This is a genomic window from Flavobacterium sp. AC274 (genome assembly GCF_979258275.1).
This window is the reverse complement of record NZ_OZ409852.1, coordinates 2,441,412-2,457,815: the sequence shown is the minus strand read 5'-3', so window position 1 is coordinate 2,457,815 and position 16,404 is coordinate 2,441,412. Positions and strand designations below refer to the sequence as shown.

Genomic DNA, 16,404 nt, shown 5'->3' with positions numbered 1-16,404 from the left:
CTTTATTTTTGAATCGAAATTGCCCACAGATTTTACGGATTAAACTAGTTTGCACAGATTCAATTATTGTAGAAATCTGCATAAATCATTTTTAAATCTGCGTAAAAAAATCAGTATAAACCTGTTTAATCCGCGTCATCCGCGTGCCATAAAAACTAATGAAACAAAGAATCAATTTATTAATCGCTTTTTCTGTAATAGCTTTAATCGTTTTGTCGACGGTGCAATGCTATTTGGTAAAAACAACTTACGATTATAAAGTGGCGCAGTTTCATACAGAAATTAAAAACGAAATCGCCCAAATTTCTAATAATTATAGTGATATAGATTCGGTTATTGTTTCCAAAAAAGAAGCACTTTACAAACAATTATCAGAGAATTATATTCAGGGAAAAAAGACGAAAATTGATCTTAAAAATAGTGTTCTCCAAAATGCATTCAGAGATATTTTAACACAGAAAATTCAACGTAAATTCGAAAGAGATTTGCCAAATCTTAAAATAGATTTTGCTATTGTTCTGAACAAATTTATTCTGTATCAAAACACAAAAAAAGCAGATACAATTTTCTCTGAAAAACCTTTTATAGCGAATAAATTATACGGAAATCTGGCTTCTTTAAACCATGCTTTTTTGGTTCGGAGTTATGTTGGAACTACGAACGGAAGTTTTAAAAATCAAGATTATAAGTTATTGACAGAAGATTCAATGTACATTTCTGTTGTCGATTGGAAAATGATTATTTTAAAACGAATGACTTTCATTCTCGTTTTATCTTTATTTTCGATTTTAACCCTCATCACGCTTTTTGTAATTGCATTAAAAGCTTTAATCAAACAAAAAAAGTAAGCGATGTTAAAACTGATTTTATCAATAATATCACACACGAACTCAAAACGCCTTTGGCTACTTTAGGCATTTCTACTAAAATTTTAGAACAGAAAAACATCCGTGAAAACGATGAAAATTTCAATGCTATTGTCAATACGATTTCGCGCCAAAATAATCGTTTGCAAAGCCTGATCGATCAGGTTATGGCAAATTCACTGGCAGAAAATGAAATCGAATTGCAAAAAGAAAAAATAAATACGGAAGCTTTTCTACTTTCAATTATTGAAGATTTTAAAATTGGAAACCCGAAAATTAATCTTGAAACTGATTTTCAAACCAAAAAAACAATTCTGGTTTTGGATAAATTCCATCTGACAACCGCTTTTTTAAATGTTTTGGAAAATGCTGTAAAATATGGTTCAAATACAATTACGATAAAAACAAGAATAGTCCAAAATCAATTTTCGGTTAGTATTGAAGATGACGGAATCGGGATTGAAAAGAACAAACAATCACTTCTTTTGAAAAATTCTATCGCGTAGAGCAAGGAAATCTTCATAATACAAAAGGCTTAGGTTTAGGATTGTATTATGTCGATCAAATTATAAAAGCGCATCAGGGCTCTGTTAATGTTATGAGTGATTTAGGAAAAGGAACTCAGTTTACTATTTTATTAAAAGTTTAATTACCTTATTTTGAAAAAATTACTTTTAGCCGAAGATGATTTTGATTTTGCTGCAATTTTAAAACAATATTTAGAACTGCATCAATTTGAAGTAATCTGGGCAGAAAATGGAGAAATAGCTTTAGATTATTTTAAAAGCCAAACTTTTGATATTTGTGTTTTTGATGTCATGATGCCAAAAATGGATGGATTTTCATTGGCCGAAAAAATAATTACAATCAATCCTGAGATTCCCTTTATTTTTCTAACTGCAAGAAAGTTAAAAGAAGACAAAATCATTGGATTAAAACTGGGTGCAGACGACTATATCGTAAAACCTTTTGAAGTAGACGAACTGATTTTGCGTTTGCAGAATATTTTAAAGAGAATCGAACAAAAGAGAAGTCTGGACGGAAATAATATTATTGAAATTGGTTCTTATATTTTTGATAATGAAAGACTAACCCTAAATAATAAAAATCATGTCCAGCAGCTCACAGAAATGGAAGCTTCTCTTATTGAATATTTATATCTGAACCATAACCAGTTATTAAAAAGGGATCAAATTTTAATGTCTGTCTGGAAAAAAGATGACTATTTCTCCGGGCGAAGTATGGATGTTTTTATCAGCAGGCTTAGAAAATATTTTAATTCAGATCCAAAAATCAAGATTGAAAGTGTTCGTAATATTGGGTTGGAATTTAAAATAGCAAAATCTTAAAATTCTTTTACTGCAAATCATATAAGTTTCGTAAACAATTGTATAACAGCTTTCAGTTAATAATAAAATACATTTGATATGAAAACTTAAAAACACAAATCATGAACCTTAAAAGATTTTTTGGAGGATTACTTACTATTCTGGGAATAGTTGGTCTTATCTATACTGCAGTTATTTTTGCAGGAACTTCCGGCGAAACAAGAGATATTAAATCACTAATTATTTACGGAATATTAGGAATCGTTTTTTTCATGTCGGGCATCAGTTTAGTTCGAACTACAAAAGACGAATCATAGTTAAACCAAAGCGTTTGCTATCTTTTCATAAAGAGGTGTTTTTACTTTATACTTTAAACCCTCTTTCACAATAAATTGTGTTAGCGACATAGCTTCTGTTTTGTTACCGGCAGCTAAATCCCTATGCATCGATGAAGTCGCTTCTTTAGGCGATTTTTCGAGTTTTACAACAGTCTGATTTACGATATCTTCGGGTAATTGCAAACCTTTTGCTTTGGCAACTGCTTCAATTTCATTTAGCAATGCCACATAAACAGCTTTAGATTCTTTATTATTTAAAATTTCACCAATATTTTGATTGAGATAAGAAGTTACAGAAGCCAGTGCCGAAATAAAAATAAACTTTTCCCAAACCGTTTCTTCTATATTTTCAACTAAATAACTTTCTATTTTAGCCTTTTCAAAAATACTTTGCAATTGATCTAATTTATCTTTTGAAGCCGTTTTTGAACCAAAAAATAGTTTTTCGTAAAAGCCAATTTTTCTAATAGTCCCTGGAGAAAAAATCATCGAAATGATATAAACACAACCTTGTAAAATATCATTTTCCGGGAATATTTTCTGAATGCGTTCCGGTGCGTCAACTCCATTGTACAAAGGAAGAATTACAGTTTTTGGAACAATACATTCTTTTATTGAAAATAAACTTTCTTTAATATCATAAGTTTTTGTAGCACAAATTAAATAATCTAAAATTCCAATTTCATCCGGATTATTCGAAACTAATTTTGGATGTACAATCGTTTCAGTATTATCAGTTACAATTTTGAGCCCGTTTTCGGCAATTGCTTTTTGAGTTTCGCCACGAGCGATAAAAATAATCTCAACTTCTTCAGACTTAAAATAGGCTTTTGCCAAAAGTCCGCCAAAATAACCACCTACACCACCAAGTCCTAAAATTCCAATTCTTATCATAATAAATTCCAATTAAAAAATTCCAAATTTCAATAAACATTAAACAGTGACCGAACCGTTTGTCATCCTGAGCGGAGTCGAAGGAACGCAAGTAACTCCGTAATGAGAATTCCAATCTTTGTAGAGTTTCTCACGGAGATTTCTCGTTCCTCGAAATGACAAAAAAATGCGGTGATTGCTTAAAATAAACACAACCATTAAAAAAATCCGTATAAATCCGCGCTTTCGCGAAAGCGAATCCGTCTCATCCGCGTGCCATTCACGGCAAAGCAATTATTCTTCCAAAACAGACTCCAGATTCAACTCTGTAAAATCATGTTCTGTTTTCGAAATTATAATCGTTGCCACAGTATTTCCAATCAAATTGGTTATCGCTCTTGCTTCGCTCATAAATTTATCAACGCCTAATAAAAAAGCCAAACCTTCAACGGGAATTTTATGCAAAGCCGTTAAAGTCGAAGCCAGAACAATAAAACCGCTTCCGGTAACGCCAGCTGCCCCTTTTGAAGTAATCATCAAAATTCCGATTACGGTTAAAATCTCAAAAAAACTCAAATGTACATCATACAATTGCGCCAGAAATATAACCGACATCGACAAATAAATTGAAGTTCCGTCGAGATTAAACGAATATCCTGTCGGGATTACCAAACCTACTACAGATTTACTACAGCCCATTTGTTCTAATTTAACCATAATACTAGGCAGTGCAGCTTCTGAAGATGATGTACCGAGAACTAATAAAAGTTCTTCTTTAATGTATTTTAAAATCGAAAGAATATTGATTTTATAGTATCTCAAAATACTTCCTAAAATGAAAAACACAAACAAAGCCATTGTCAGGTAAACGCAAAGCATCAATTTACCAAGCGGAATCAAAGTTTCTAATCCGAATTTACCTATTGTATACGCCATTCCGCCAAAAGCACCAAGCGGGGCGAGATACATAACATATTTTAATCCTGTAAAAACAACTTTTGAAAAACGCTCTAAAACCAAAATAGTTTGTTCTCTTTTTTGATAAAAATTTAATGCAATACCACAAACGATAGCAGCCAAAAGAACCTGCAAGGTAAAATTGGACAGAAAAAATTGCAACCATGAAAAATTCTCAGCAGCATGATTGGTATATTTACTCGGATCTTGTAAAGTTAATCCTGATTTGTCAATTTTTCCGGGTTGAAAAAAATAGGCAACGCTTACACCAATTGCCAGAGCAACTGTAGAAACGACTTCAAAATACGCCAAAGCTTTTACGCCAATTCGCCCAACTTTTTTAAGATTTCCCATTCCGGAAATTCCCAAAACAATGGTTAAAAATATAATTGGACCAATAAATAATTTGATAATATCGACAAAAGTTTTTCCGACAATTTCCATTTTTACGCCATTTTGAGGCGAAAAATGTCCAAGCAAAATACCTGCAATTATGGCGATTAAAACCCAAAAAGTAAGATTGGTAATTACTGCCCTGAAAGTACTTTTCTTTGGTTTACCGGCAGTATTTGGAGTAGTTATATTCATGAAGATAAGTTAGTATTCACAAATATATAAAAAATGCAGACCTATAAGCCGGATTCTGTCCCTGATAAATCAGAGCCTTATCATTTATCTAGATTCCGAATTACTTCGGAACTCAAGCTACCTACCCTTCAACAACGGACGAGAAGCCCTTAAATGCTGATATACTTGGTATTTCACCGCATAGAGTTTACCTGGTTTCACTACAGCATTACCTGTACATACTTTCTGTTGCACTTGTCCTTGCGTTATTGCTAACACCGACGGGTGTTACCCGCTATGCTTCTCTGTGGTGTCCGGACTTTCCTCCCCCAACGAATTGAGCGACGATAAGGCGGTCTGCGGCGCAAAAGTAGCGATTTATAAGCGAAGAAACGAGGTTCTAAATTTAAGATTTTTATAAAATTTTGATAACGTTTTAATTTTAAATTGGTTACCTTTAAAATCCTTAATTTTTAAATTCATTTATTATGGCTAAAATGTATCATTACGCAACTGTCTCAAAGGCTTTAGATCAATTGAATGAAAAAGGATTTACATGTGATTTTAATCGAAACGCGGACGCGATTAAAAAAAATCCTGAAAAATTTGAAATTGTTCATGTGTATCGATACGAAGGGGAATCGGACCCGGCAGATGAAGCAGTTGTATACGTAATTAGATCAACATCAGGGAAAAAAGGTGTTTATGTAGCAGGTTTCTCCGCCGACTCTGATCTGGAAACTTCTAAGTTTTTATTCGATTTGAGTATTAAGGGAGGTGATTTTTAAATTATTCTTAAAGTTTGTCATTTCGACGAAGGAGAAATCGCATTTGCTGAAGCCACACAGTACGTTGCTTTCTGGATGTGATTTCTCCTTGGTCGAAATGACAAAAAAATGAAATCCGCCAAAATCTGCGTCATCCACGTCCCATTTTTAAGCAAAAAAGTCCATCATAAAAATGACAGACTTTTAAAACAACTCGCAAAATAAATTATGCAGTTGGTATTTTTAATTTCCAACCCGGCTGAATAACATCAGGGTTTTTAATAATATCTTTATTGGCTTCGTAAATGGTTTGCCAGGAAACACCGTAAGCTTTTCCAATTTTCGAAAGAGAGTCTCCGCTTACAACGGTATAATCTGTTGTTGTTCCTTCGGCAACTTCAATATTCATAACCACATCCCCTGCTCTAAAATCAGGGTCAATTTTTCCGTAAGCACTCCAAAGTTTTTCTTTGTCATCTGCAGATTTTGCCGTACCATCAATGTACAAAACATTATCCTGATCTCTTACCTGCAAATTTGAAACTCCTAAATTAGTCGCCAAATCTGTTAACTCTTTGTATTTATCTTGTAAACTCATGGCTTCTTATTTAATAATTAACTTGTTATCTACTTTTTTAGGTTTCAATTCCTGTACACTTTTGATTAGGTTTGGCAATTGACTTCTTTTAATTTCTCCTGTAAGCGTTACTACACCGCCCACAACAGTTGCGCTAACACCATTGTAAGATTCGATAACTTTATGTAATGATTTATCCAATTCAGTATCCGGACTAATGATAACAGCTGCAGCAGCAGTTTCTTCAGGAGCTACAATCTGGCAGTTGTTCACTACAGATTTTACACCTTTAATTTCTTTTATAGAATTTGCAACCTCTTGTTTGAATGCATCATCTTTACAAATACCCGAAATTGTAGCAACACCTTTCTCTACAGTAACTTGTACTTCTGGTCTGTCACTCAATTTTGCACTGATTTCTTTTTGAATGTCTGCATCTTTAGGCCCACAAGCTACTAATGAAACAGCAAGACCCATTCCTAATAAAACTGATTTAATCTTCATAATCGATATTTTTTAATTATTTACTAATAAAGTTAAACGAATTAAAATACCAAATATTACATAATAATCTTACAATTTTATATTTTTTCTATGAATGAGAAATTGATTATTTTATCTTGAGCATGTCAGTAAAATATATAATTAATTGACTTTGAATTACATATAAATCATTTTGACTATAATCTGTCAGGTAAACTTCATTTTCCTGCATTCCGTTTACAATTCCTTTTTTCTTTACTTTAACATCTCCAGTTCGTACTAGAATAATTTCATAATACCGATCGTCATCTTTTAAAGTCATTGTATTAAAATCAGATACTTTTGGGTCATTATTAATATTTTGCTGCCCAATGTCTGAAGCCAAATAAGCTGCAAATTTCTTAAAATCGTAGTATGGATTATTGTTATCAAAATTTCTATAAGTCTTTTGATTTCCTTCTTTCAAAATAAAACTTTTAACTTTTTCAAAATCTTCAACAGAAAATTGATTTGTAATTTTCATGAAATGAATGTGAGTTTTTAAATTCATTTTTTGTGCTGAAAGGTTTGAAAAGGTTATTAATACAAAAAAAGAAGTAGGTGTTTTGACATGGTTTAATTTTTTGAGTGCACAGGCTGAAATGCTCCAGCAGAACTAAAATAACTCTTTTTATCAACAAATCACTTTTCAACAGACTTATACAAATGAAGCACAATCCCATTACTATAACTCTCCGATTTTTCTAATTCAAACTTAGATTTTTTACCAAAAATGGGTAAACCATTTCCAATCGCTACAGGATGCACAAACAAATGTAATTCGTCTATCAAATTTTGTTCTATTAAAGACAAAACAAATCTTGCGCCGCCATAAACCATTATATCTTTTCCGGGTTCAGCTTTTAATTGTGATATCGCTTTTTTTAAATTGCCTTTTTCGATGGAAGTATTTTCGCCTTCAAAATTTTTTAATGTTTTACTGAAAATGATTTTTGGAGTTTTTACAAACAAATTGGCGTAGGCAACTTCTTCATTTTTACTTTTACTTTTCGCCACACTTTCCCAATACGGAATTCCTTCTGTTGCCATTACCCGTCCCAGAATTATAGTGTCAATACTATTTGTAAGCTCATGCAAATATTGTATTTGTTTTTCGTCGACTTCGGGCAGCATCCAGTTTAATTCACCTTTACTATCTCCAACAAATCCGTCAAGAGTCATGTTCATTTGTAATTTTAACTTTCTCATAAAATAAAGTTTTTGGATAAATCCAAAATTAGCTATTCTTAAAAATACCATTTTTTACAGGAAATAATCCCTAATTTTTCTTAATTTTTTAAGGGTTCAATTTTAAAATTAACGGTTACTTTCTCATATTCAAAACACTTAAAAATCCCTTTCAGATTTGTTGATTTCAGATTTGTGATTTGGTAATTTTCAGCCTATATTTGCTATCGAATAAAATAGAATATGGAACAATTTGTAGTATCGGCTCGTAAATATCGCCCGCAAACCTTTAAGGATGTTGTGGGGCAGAAAGCCATTACCAACACTTTGCTAAACGCCATAGAAAGCAATCACCTTGCTTCTGCCCTTTTATTCACCGGACCACGTGGTGTTGGAAAAACAACCTGCGCGCGTATTTTGGCACGTAAAATAAACCAGCCGGGATATGATGATCCAAATGAAGATTTTGCTTTTAACGTTTTTGAGTTAGATGCCGCTTCAAATAACTCGGTTGATGATATTCGTAGCCTGATTGATCAGGTTCGAATCCCGCCACAAACCGGACAATACAAAGTCTATATTATTGACGAGGTTCATATGTTGTCTTCGGCCGCTTTTAATGCTTTTTTGAAAACATTAGAAGAACCGCCAAAACATGCTATTTTCATTTTAGCTACGACGGAGAAACACAAAATTATTCCAACGATTTTATCTCGTTGTCAGATATTTGATTTCAAGAGAATTACGGTAAAAGACGCTAAAGAACATTTGGCTGAAGTTGCTGCAAGTCAGGGAATCAATTTTGAAGACGATGCATTGCACATTATCGCTCAAAAAGCCGATGGTGCCATGCGTGACGCTTTATCGATTTTTGACCGTGTTGTTTCTTATTGCGGAACCAACTTAACACGTCAGGCCGTAACCGAAAACCTAAACGTTTTAGATTACGAAACTTATATTAGTATTACAGATTTACTTTTAGAAAATAAAATCCCGGATCTTTTAATGGCGTACAACGAAATCCTTTCAAAAGGTTTCGACGGACATCATTTTATTGCCGGATTGGCTTCGCATTTCAGAGATTTATTAGTTAGCAAAACTCCTGCTACTTTAAGTTTGCTTGAAGTGGGTGAACAAGCACAGCAAATGTACGGCGTACAAGCTCAAAAATGTTCGCAAGAGTTTTTATTGAAAGGAATTGATATTGCTAATGACTGCGATTTAAAATACAAATTAAGTCAGAATCAGCGCCTTTTAGTTGAATTATGTTTGATGCAATTGGCCTCTATCAACTTTGATGGAGAAAAAAAAGTTGAGCAATACATAATTCCTCCCACTTATTTTAAAAATGGCGGATACTCAATAGTTGAAATTCCAAAAAACAAATCCCAAATTCCAAATGAGGGAAAGGAAATTTCGAATGCTGAAATTCCAACTAATAAAAGCCAAATTCCAAATACTGGAGAGAATGGCAATGTCAATCAAAATGGAAATTCTAATGTTGAAGTAAAAAATGAAACTCCAAAAGTTGAAGAACCTGAAACTCCAAGAGCTGAAGTAAATGGTACTTCTAAGGTTTCTGCTTTTTCTCTGGCCAGTATTCGCGCGAAAAAAGCGATGGAAGAAAGCAGTAAATCGTATGTAAAACCTTCATCTGTTTTACCAACTGAGGAATTTACAGAAACCGAAATGTTATTGCATTGGAACAAATATGCACAGCGTCTGGGTGAAAAAGGTTTGAAAATTATGGAATCGTTATTACTGATTAACGACCCAACTTTGAACGGAACGGTGATTACGCTTGAATTACCAAACGAAGGTTCTAAATTAGATTTTGAAAGTCAAATTAATGGGCTTTTAGGGCATTTAAAAGGACATTTACACAATCATGATATTACGATTGAAATTATTGTAAATGAAGCTGTACAAACCAAAAGAACTTTTAGCGATCAGGACAGATACAATCGATTATTGGAAATCAACCCAAACATTGAACTTTTACGTTCTACATTTGGATTGGATTTACATACTTAAGATTTTTTTCTGCCACGAATTGCACTAATTTTCACTAATTACTTTGCGTAAAAATTTAAAAATAATTCGTAAAAATTAGTATAATTGCTTCGCTTGTTCGCTATCGCTCGGGTTGTGGCAAACTATTTCTATTTATTTTTTAATCCTAAATTATAGACTTCTTGCAGCCATTTTTCTCTTTGAAAATCGTTGGCAGTTTTTATGATTCCGATGTAAGTAACTTTTACGGGCTTTACGCCACAGAATTCCAAGGTTGATTTCTTCAATTGATTTACACTCGGTCTTCCAAAAAATAATCTGTAATACCAGCCTGGCTGATCTAAAGTTGTGATAATATGCGCTGTTTTTCCTTTTAAGAGTTTATCCCACCAAACTGAATTTTCGCGATATTGAAACGCCATTCCTGGTAAAAATAATCGATCAATAAATCCTTTTGTAATTGCCGGAAGTCCGCCCCACCAAACAGGATGAATCCAAACCAAATGATCAGCATTTTGAATCTTTTGCCATGCATCTAATAAATCCGGTTCTAATTCGGTTCGTTTTTGGTAACCAAATTTTAAATTGGGATTGAATTGTAATTCAGCAATTGTAATTGTTTCTACTTGTGCACCCGAAGTTATGGCGCCCTTTTGGTAAGAATCTGCGATACCAAAGTTAAAACTTGCAGGATTTGGATGTCCGTTTATAATCAGTATTTTTTTCATGTTTTACGTTTTTACAAAAATACTATTAGCATGAAAAAAGTTACCGGACAAATGTCCTATAAAATCGCTTTTCGAATGCGGCTTAAATGTCTTGGGGTAACGCCCAAATAAGAAGCCAGATATTGAAGCGGAATTAACTGAATGTATTTTTGATGGTTTTGGTATAGTTCTTCATAACGCTGTTTTCCGGATAGTTTCTGAAAAGAAATCATTCTTTTTTGAAGCGTTACGTATTCCATTTCAGTTAATTTTCTTCCAATCTCCTGCCAATGGATTCCTGATTTATAAAGTTTTTCTAAACTTTCCCGACTGATAATCTGTAATTCTGTATCGGCCAGAGCCTGAATACTTTCTTCGGCTACTTCCTGGGTTATAAAACTGGAAAACGAAGCCATAAATTCATTTTCAAAAGCAAAACAATTGGTAATTTCATCGCCTTGATGATTGAAAAAATACGAACGTAAAATTCCTTTTTTTATAAAAACAATTTCGTTACAAACCTGATTTTCTGTCAATAAAAGTTCACCCTTTTTAAGTTTCCTAAAAGTAATTAAATCGTCTAACTGATCTAATTCATTTTGTGGTAAAACCTGAATGGATTGAAAAATAGATTTCATTTAAAAAAATATTAAAATTTGAAAACACTAATATCCATCCGGCTTTCTAACTATTATTTTTAGCCACGAATTCACGAATTACTAATCTTTGAGAACAAAAAATTCGTGAATTCGTGGCTAAATATTTATTCTGAAATCTATTTACTAAAAGCCTTCTCAATTCTTTTATCGGGAATAAGCCACGACATTGCCACAATAAAATACGCTGCGCCGGAAATCCATTCGTTGTAAAACGAAGCTATAATTCCAACTGTATATAAAACTGCAGAAGCTTTTCCTTTTAAATCTTTCCCCAAAGCTTTTGCCAATGCAGAATTTTTTCCTTCGACATCTAAAACTGTTTTTTGCAGAATTACATAAGCAATTGCAGAAAGTAATAAAATGATTCCGTAAAATGCCATTGCTGCTTTTGCAAAATTATGTTCTCCCATCCAGCCTGTAGCTACGGGAATTAGCGACAGCCAAAATAATAAATGAAGGTTTGCCCACATTATTTTCGCATTTACTTTGGATAAACCGTGAAGTAAATAATGATGGTTATTCCAGTAAATTCCAACGTAAATAAAACTTAAAATATAACTCAAAAACTTCGGAATAAGTGGTTTTAAATCGGCAAACTCATGTCCGTGAGGCACTTTGATTTCTAAAATCATAATGGTAATAATAATTGCTAAAACACCATCACTAAAGGCTTCGAGTCTGGTTTTATTCATTTTATATAAGTTAAAAAGTTGCCACGAATTTCACGGATTTTTCATTCTAAATCTTAAAAAATAATTAGCAAAAATTCGTGAAATTCGTGGCTCAAAAATTATATTTTCCCGTAATACATTGCTTTTACGATTCCGTCAGAAAGTCCGATTTTAGGAACAAAAATTTGGCGTGCTCCACTCCATTTCATTGCATTAAGATAAATACGAGTGGCGTGGATAATTACGTCGGCACGGTCAGAGTTTAAACCTAATTCGGCGATTCTTTGTTCGTACGTTAACGAGTTTAAAAATGCGTATTGTGAATTGATATAAATATATGAAAGCGGTTTTTCCTGCTGTTTTCCAGACATTTTAAACAATTTGTTAATGTTTCCGCCAGAACCAATCAGGGTTACTTCTTCATAATCTGCAGTATTGGTTTTAATCCATTTTTCGATTTCATCCCAAACCACATCATGTACCATATTGTTTAATAAACGAACTGTTCCTGCTTTAAACGATCTTGAAGTAATCATTTTTCCATCAGAGAAAAGCGTAAATTCCGTACTTCCACCGCCCACATCTACAAATAAGTAAGTTTCATCTGTTTTAAGTAAATGATGCAAATCTGTAGAAGCAATTATTGCGGCTTCTTTTTTACCATCAATAATTTCGATTTTAATGTCGGCTTTTTTCTTGATTAATGCCACAACTTCTTTGGCGTTGTAAGCTTCACGCATTGCCGAGGTTGCAAACGCCATATAGCGTTCGACTTTATGTACTTTCATCAAAAGATTGAATGCTTTCATGGCATCAACCATTCGATCTATATTTTCTTCTGAAATTTCTCCAACTGTAAAGGCATCTTGTCCCAAACGAATTGGTACACGAACAAGTGAACTTTTATTAAATTGCGGTTCTTTGCCATCTTGTTCTACAACATTGGATATCAGAAGCCTCATGGCATTTGAACCGATATCTATTGCTGCATATTTCTTTATATTAATCATGCTCACTTATGATTTGAATTTGTTTTATTAATTTACTTTTTGAGTAACCGCTTCTAGTACCGAGATTTTATTCTGATAATATTTATAGGTTTCCAATTGAGCTCTAAATGGGGCATGATGATTTCTGGGCTTATATTTATTATCTAATTTATAGGAATGATATCTCACTTTCACATTCCCTTTCCATCCAATATTAAAATTGTCAATTAATTCTTTTTTAATTTCAAGGTCATAAATTGGGCAGGTTACCTCAACTCTTCCATCGAGATTTCTGGTCATAAAATCGGCAGAAGAAATATAAACTTCGGTTAAACCGGCGTTTCCAAAAATATATACTCTTGAATGTTCAAGATAATTGTCGACAATACTTATGGCTTCGATGTTTTCGCTCATTCCCGGAATTCCCGGAATCAGAGAGCAAATTCCTCTTACCTGCAGCTGGATTTTTACGCCTGCATTACTTGCTTCATATAATTTATCGATCATTTTAAAATCCGACAAACTATTCATCTTCAGTTTTATATGCGTTTTTCTACCTGCTAAAGCGTGCAAAATTTCACGGTCTATCAGTTTTACAAATTTGGTTCTTGTATAATGCGGAGAAACTATTAGATGCTTATATCGATGAACTCTGTAATTGATATCGAAAAATTCGAAGATTTTAGAAATGTCTTTCAAAATTCCCTGATGACAGGTTAATAGCGTTACGTCGGTATAAATTTTGGCTGTTGATTCGTTAAAGTTTCCTGTTGAAATAAATCCGTAACGACGGCTTTTGCCTTCTTCTACTCTTTCGATAACACAAATTTTACTGTGTACCTTCAACCCTTTTATTCCGAAAATTAAATTGATTCCTTCGGTTTGCATTTGTTCGGCATACGAAATATTCGATGCTTCGTCAAAACGCGCCTGAAGTTCGATTTGAACCGTTACTTTTTTTCCGTTTTTTGCGGCATTTATCAACGAACTAATAATTTGCGAATTTTTTGCCAAACGATACAAGGTGATTTTTATACTCGTCACTTTTGGGTCTAAAGCTGCTTCACGCAAAAATTTAGTTATGTATGAAAAAGACTGATATGGAGCGTTTAGTAAATAATCTTTTTTATTGATTTTCTCTAAAATACTTCCATCAAGGCTTAATCCCGGAACCGGTAAAGGCTCATTTGCTTTATAAAGTAAATCGTAGCGTCCTAAATTTGGAAAATCCATATAATCACGGCGATTGTGATATCTTCCTCCCGGAATTATACTGTCTGTTTCGACAATTTTCATTTTATCTAAGAAAAAACGCAACGTATCTTCTTCAATTAAACTGTCATAAATAAAACGAACGGGTTCTCCAATTCGTCTGTCTTTTACGGAAGTAGCAATTTTTTCGAGCATACTTTTACTCAAATCGCTGTCGATATCCAACTGCGCATCACGAGTAATTTTGATCATGTGTGCCGAAACAGTTTTATAATCGAAAATATTGAAGATGTTTTTCAATTTAAGCCGAATTACATCATCAATTAAAATTACATATTGTTTATCATCTTCTGACGGAAGTACAACAAATCTGTTGATTGTTTTGGGAATTTCAATAACAGCATAGCGAACTTCATCGTTGTTGAGCTCCAAACGCACTGCCAGATATCCTAAAGTATCTTTTAAAATAGGAAATTCTGCAAGGTCGTTCAAAATAATGGTCACCAATTCGGGACTCAATTTCTGCATGTAAAAGTCCTTTAAAAAACATTCCTGTTTTTCTGTAACCTGGCTTTCGTTGATAATAAAGATATTTTCGGCTTCGAGTTCAGATTCGATATTTCCTAAAATACGTAAACTTTCAGATTGCTGCTGAATTACTATTTCTGTAATATCCTTAATTAATTGGTGGGCAGAAACACCTCCTAAATATTTTTCACCTGAAATTCCAGAAAGACTCAATCTCCGGATTGCGGCATAGCGAACTCTAAAAAATTCATCTAAATTGTTTGAAAAAATTCCAACAAAACGCAACCTGTCTAAAAGTGGAACTGTGTTGTCTGCTGCTTCCTGAAGCACTCTTGCATTAAACGCTAACCAACTTTTTTCTCTATCGATATATTTCTGCTCGTACACTTTATTTATTTTAAATCTTTGGGGAAAATTGTTTTTTGGGTTTTGCCTTTATGAATTGCATCCCAGGCTTCGGCATCAAATTTAAGTGATACAAATCCGGAAGTAGGTACATTTTCAATAAAAACATCCCCAAATTTATTAACAAAATTTGTAATAGCCTCGTTATGTCCGAAAAGAATAACGCTTTCGAAACTATTATCACATGATTTGATAACTTTTTCGAGTTGTTTATCATCAAAAGTATAAAGATCGTCTTTATAAACAATACTTTCTATCGGATAAGATATATTTTGAGCAAAGATAAGAGCAGTTTCAGACGCGCGTGCTGCAGTACTGCTCCAGATTATATAGGTTTTAGGGAGGTATTTTGAGATATGGGTTGATACTTCATGAGCATCTAAAATTCCTCTTTTCATTAAAGGTCTGTCAAAATCCTTTAAAGGAGCTTCCCAGCTTGATTTTGCATGTCGTATCAATATTAAATTTTTCATATGTGCAAGGATTTAGAAACATCAAAATTGAAGTTACTTTTTTATTAAGTTCTAATTTACAAAAGAAATTGTAATAGTTCTCTTTTTTTTAATTCTGTTAACATTTAAAGAAAATTTTAACAAGAATACAAAATGCATAATATTCAAAATTTTACAGAATACCAGAATTCCCTTTTTGTCATATTCTGTACTTCATCCATTAAAACCATCACTTAGTCGATTATCATGGTATCAGCAAAAAATTAACTAAATAATTGATTAATAGATAGTTATGTTGTTTTATTTTTTTACAGTTTTGGACAAAAAAGTAAAAATTCGTACTTTTTCAATTGTTATAAATGACATAAAAAAATCGTTTTTTGATCCATATTTAACAAAAAAAGAACGTTTCAACGAGTTTTTAGGTTAGTTACGGATAAAAAAAATCAAAAATAAACTGACTATATATCTTTGATTATGTTAATTTTTTATAAATAATGCAAAACAAAATCTTAAGTTATGAGAACAAAAACTACTCTTAGAACCGCGGTCAAATTTGTAAAAAATTGTAAGTCTATTTTTTCTTTCAAAAAAGTGATTTATCAAAAAAACATTTTTCCTCTCTTGCATATTTCATTTTCACCAACAGCTTCTTTTGATGCTATTTTGATTGAAAATCAGGGAAACATCAGAAGCATTCCATCTTATAAAAATGCTCATTTCCTGATTTCAGACAATACCGGTTTTCGACTGACACTTAAAACTTTAAGGGCATAAATTTTTAC

Annotated in this window: 17 protein-coding genes, 1 other RNA gene and 2 pseudogenes; 7 read left to right on the top strand and 13 right to left on the bottom strand. The window is 32.8% G+C overall.

Annotated elements, in window-relative coordinates; genetic code table 11:
• The first annotated feature begins 158 nt into the window (after nt 1–158).
• From ACZZZT_RS11430 to ACZZZT_RS11415, 4 genes and pseudogenes are all read left to right on the top strand, one after another.
• Nucleotides 159–848: a hypothetical protein gene (locus ACZZZT_RS11430; RefSeq protein WP_463460441.1), complete on the top strand. Its 690-nt coding sequence runs from the start codon at nt 159–161 to the stop codon at nt 846–848.
• Nucleotides 849–901: 53 nt separating this feature from the next.
• Nucleotides 902–1,515: pseudogene (locus tag ACZZZT_RS11425) on the top strand (sensor histidine kinase).
• Nucleotides 1,516–1,525: 10 nt separating this feature from the next.
• Complete coding sequence (locus ACZZZT_RS11420; RefSeq protein ID WP_463460440.1) at nt 1,526–2,215, top strand: response regulator transcription factor; 690 nt, start codon at nt 1,526–1,528, stop codon at nt 2,213–2,215.
• Between the two features lie 95 nt (nt 2,216–2,310).
• Nucleotides 2,311–2,511 (top strand): annotated as a pseudogene (locus ACZZZT_RS11415) (hypothetical protein); the annotation flags it as partial.
• Here the strand turns inward: ACZZZT_RS11415 and ACZZZT_RS11410 are convergent.
• The 3 genes from ACZZZT_RS11410 to rnpB all read right to left on the bottom strand — a co-directional run bounded on the left by ACZZZT_RS11410 (nt 2,512) and on the right by rnpB (nt 5,293).
• A complete protein-coding gene (locus ACZZZT_RS11410) occupies nt 2,512–3,426 on the bottom strand; it encodes a ketopantoate reductase family protein (protein ID WP_463460439.1) in 915 nt (304 codons plus the stop codon).
• A gap of 273 nt (nt 3,427–3,699) precedes the next feature.
• Complete coding sequence (locus tag ACZZZT_RS11405) at nt 3,700–4,950, bottom strand: cation:dicarboxylate symporter family transporter (RefSeq protein ID WP_463460438.1); 1,251 nt, start codon at nt 4,948–4,950, stop codon at nt 3,700–3,702.
• Between the two features lie 28 nt (nt 4,951–4,978).
• Nucleotides 4,979–5,293: RNase P RNA component class A (gene rnpB, locus ACZZZT_RS11400), an RNA gene on the bottom strand.
• 124 nt (nt 5,294–5,417) lie between these two features.
• On the opposite strand from rnpB, the gene ACZZZT_RS11395 reads away from it, so the two are divergent.
• Complete coding sequence (locus tag ACZZZT_RS11395; protein WP_463460437.1) at nt 5,418–5,717, top strand: hypothetical protein; 300 nt, start codon at nt 5,418–5,420, stop codon at nt 5,715–5,717.
• Between the two features lie 205 nt (nt 5,718–5,922).
• Here the strand turns inward: ACZZZT_RS11395 and ACZZZT_RS11390 are convergent, their stop codons facing one another.
• From ACZZZT_RS11390 to ACZZZT_RS11375, 4 genes are all read right to left on the bottom strand, one after another.
• Nucleotides 5,923–6,294, bottom strand: a complete 372-nt coding sequence (locus ACZZZT_RS11390) for a LysM peptidoglycan-binding domain-containing protein (protein WP_463460436.1) — start codon at nt 6,292–6,294, stop codon at nt 5,923–5,925.
• Between the two features lie 6 nt (nt 6,295–6,300).
• A complete protein-coding gene (locus tag ACZZZT_RS11385) occupies nt 6,301–6,777 on the bottom strand; it encodes a BON domain-containing protein (protein WP_073395069.1) in 477 nt (158 codons plus the stop codon).
• 106 nt (nt 6,778–6,883) lie between these two features.
• The gene (locus ACZZZT_RS11380) at nt 6,884–7,306 is read right to left on the bottom strand and encodes a hypothetical protein (protein WP_463460435.1); all 423 of its coding nucleotides are present in this window, start codon (nt 7,304–7,306) and stop codon (nt 6,884–6,886) included.
• Between the two features lie 131 nt (nt 7,307–7,437).
• Nucleotides 7,438–8,004, bottom strand: a complete 567-nt coding sequence (locus tag ACZZZT_RS11375) for a dihydrofolate reductase family protein (RefSeq protein ID WP_463460434.1) — start codon at nt 8,002–8,004, stop codon at nt 7,438–7,440.
• A 222-nt stretch (nt 8,005–8,226) separates the two neighbouring features.
• Here ACZZZT_RS11375 and ACZZZT_RS11370 point away from each other — a divergent pair, with 222 nt between their 5' ends.
• Nucleotides 8,227–10,017 carry a DNA polymerase III subunit gamma/tau gene (locus ACZZZT_RS11370; RefSeq protein WP_463460433.1) on the top strand — a complete coding sequence of 597 codons (1,791 nt, stop codon included), beginning with the start codon at nt 8,227–8,229 and terminating at the stop codon, nt 10,015–10,017.
• A 128-nt stretch (nt 10,018–10,145) separates the two neighbouring features.
• On the opposite strand, the gene ACZZZT_RS11365 is transcribed toward ACZZZT_RS11370, so the two are convergent.
• From ACZZZT_RS11365 to ACZZZT_RS11340, 6 genes are all read right to left on the bottom strand, one after another.
• A complete protein-coding gene (locus ACZZZT_RS11365; protein WP_463460432.1) occupies nt 10,146–10,724 on the bottom strand; it encodes an NAD(P)H-dependent oxidoreductase in 579 nt (192 codons plus the stop codon).
• A gap of 56 nt (nt 10,725–10,780) precedes the next feature.
• Nucleotides 10,781–11,341, bottom strand: a complete 561-nt coding sequence (locus ACZZZT_RS11360; RefSeq protein ID WP_463460431.1) for a Crp/Fnr family transcriptional regulator — start codon at nt 11,339–11,341, stop codon at nt 10,781–10,783.
• A gap of 137 nt (nt 11,342–11,478) precedes the next feature.
• The gene (locus tag ACZZZT_RS11355) at nt 11,479–12,054 is read right to left on the bottom strand and encodes a TMEM175 family protein (RefSeq protein WP_463460430.1); all 576 of its coding nucleotides are present in this window, start codon (nt 12,052–12,054) and stop codon (nt 11,479–11,481) included.
• Nucleotides 12,055–12,152: 98 nt separating this feature from the next.
• Nucleotides 12,153–13,043 carry a Ppx/GppA phosphatase family protein gene (locus ACZZZT_RS11350; protein WP_042565004.1) on the bottom strand — a complete coding sequence of 297 codons (891 nt, stop codon included), beginning with the start codon at nt 13,041–13,043 and terminating at the stop codon, nt 12,153–12,155.
• A gap of 27 nt (nt 13,044–13,070) precedes the next feature.
• Nucleotides 13,071–15,149 carry a polyphosphate kinase 1 gene (gene ppk1 / locus ACZZZT_RS11345; protein WP_463460429.1) on the bottom strand — a complete coding sequence of 693 codons (2,079 nt, stop codon included), beginning with the start codon at nt 15,147–15,149 and terminating at the stop codon, nt 13,071–13,073.
• Nucleotides 15,150–15,154: 5 nt separating this feature from the next.
• Entirely contained in the window at nt 15,155–15,640 is a 486-nt protein-coding gene (locus ACZZZT_RS11340; protein ID WP_042565006.1) for a SixA phosphatase family protein, read from the bottom strand.
• A gap of 603 nt (nt 15,641–16,243) precedes the next feature.
• On the opposite strand from ACZZZT_RS11340, the gene ACZZZT_RS11335 reads away from it, so the two are divergent.
• Entirely contained in the window at nt 16,244–16,396 is a 153-nt protein-coding gene (locus ACZZZT_RS11335) for a hypothetical protein (RefSeq protein WP_463460428.1), read from the top strand.
• The last annotated feature ends 8 nt before the right edge of the window (nt 16,397–16,404 follow it).

Excerpts from the sequence above, each read along its gene's own strand:
- ACZZZT_RS11410 (WP_463460439.1), bottom strand. The coding sequence starts at position 3,426 with ATGATAAGAATTGGAATTTTAGGACTTGGTGGTGTAGGTGGTTATTTT.
- ACZZZT_RS11350 (WP_042565004.1), bottom strand. The coding sequence starts at position 13,043 with ATGATTAATATAAAGAAATATGCAGCAATAGATATCGGTTCAAATGCC.
- ACZZZT_RS11390 (WP_463460436.1), bottom strand. The coding sequence starts at position 6,294 with ATGAGTTTACAAGATAAATACAAAGAGTTAACAGATTTGGCGACTAAT.
- ACZZZT_RS11375 (WP_463460434.1), bottom strand. The coding sequence starts at position 8,004 with ATGAGAAAGTTAAAATTACAAATGAACATGACTCTTGACGGATTTGTT.
- ACZZZT_RS11405 (WP_463460438.1), bottom strand. The coding sequence starts at position 4,950 with ATGAATATAACTACTCCAAATACTGCCGGTAAACCAAAGAAAAGTACT.
- ACZZZT_RS11360 (WP_463460431.1), bottom strand. The coding sequence starts at position 11,341 with ATGAAATCTATTTTTCAATCCATTCAGGTTTTACCACAAAATGAATTA.
- ACZZZT_RS11395 (WP_463460437.1), top strand. The coding sequence starts at position 5,418 with ATGGCTAAAATGTATCATTACGCAACTGTCTCAAAGGCTTTAGATCAA.
- ACZZZT_RS11365 (WP_463460432.1), bottom strand. The coding sequence starts at position 10,724 with ATGAAAAAAATACTGATTATAAACGGACATCCAAATCCTGCAAGTTTT.
- ACZZZT_RS11380 (WP_463460435.1), bottom strand. The coding sequence starts at position 7,306 with ATGAATTTAAAAACTCACATTCATTTCATGAAAATTACAAATCAATTT.
- ACZZZT_RS11385 (WP_073395069.1), bottom strand. The coding sequence starts at position 6,777 with ATGAAGATTAAATCAGTTTTATTAGGAATGGGTCTTGCTGTTTCATTA.
- ACZZZT_RS11430 (WP_463460441.1), top strand. The coding sequence starts at position 159 with ATGAAACAAAGAATCAATTTATTAATCGCTTTTTCTGTAATAGCTTTA.
- ACZZZT_RS11370 (WP_463460433.1), top strand. The coding sequence starts at position 8,227 with ATGGAACAATTTGTAGTATCGGCTCGTAAATATCGCCCGCAAACCTTT.
- ACZZZT_RS11355 (WP_463460430.1), bottom strand. The coding sequence starts at position 12,054 with ATGAATAAAACCAGACTCGAAGCCTTTAGTGATGGTGTTTTAGCAATT.
- ACZZZT_RS11340 (WP_042565006.1), bottom strand. The coding sequence starts at position 15,640 with ATGAAAAATTTAATATTGATACGACATGCAAAATCAAGCTGGGAAGCT.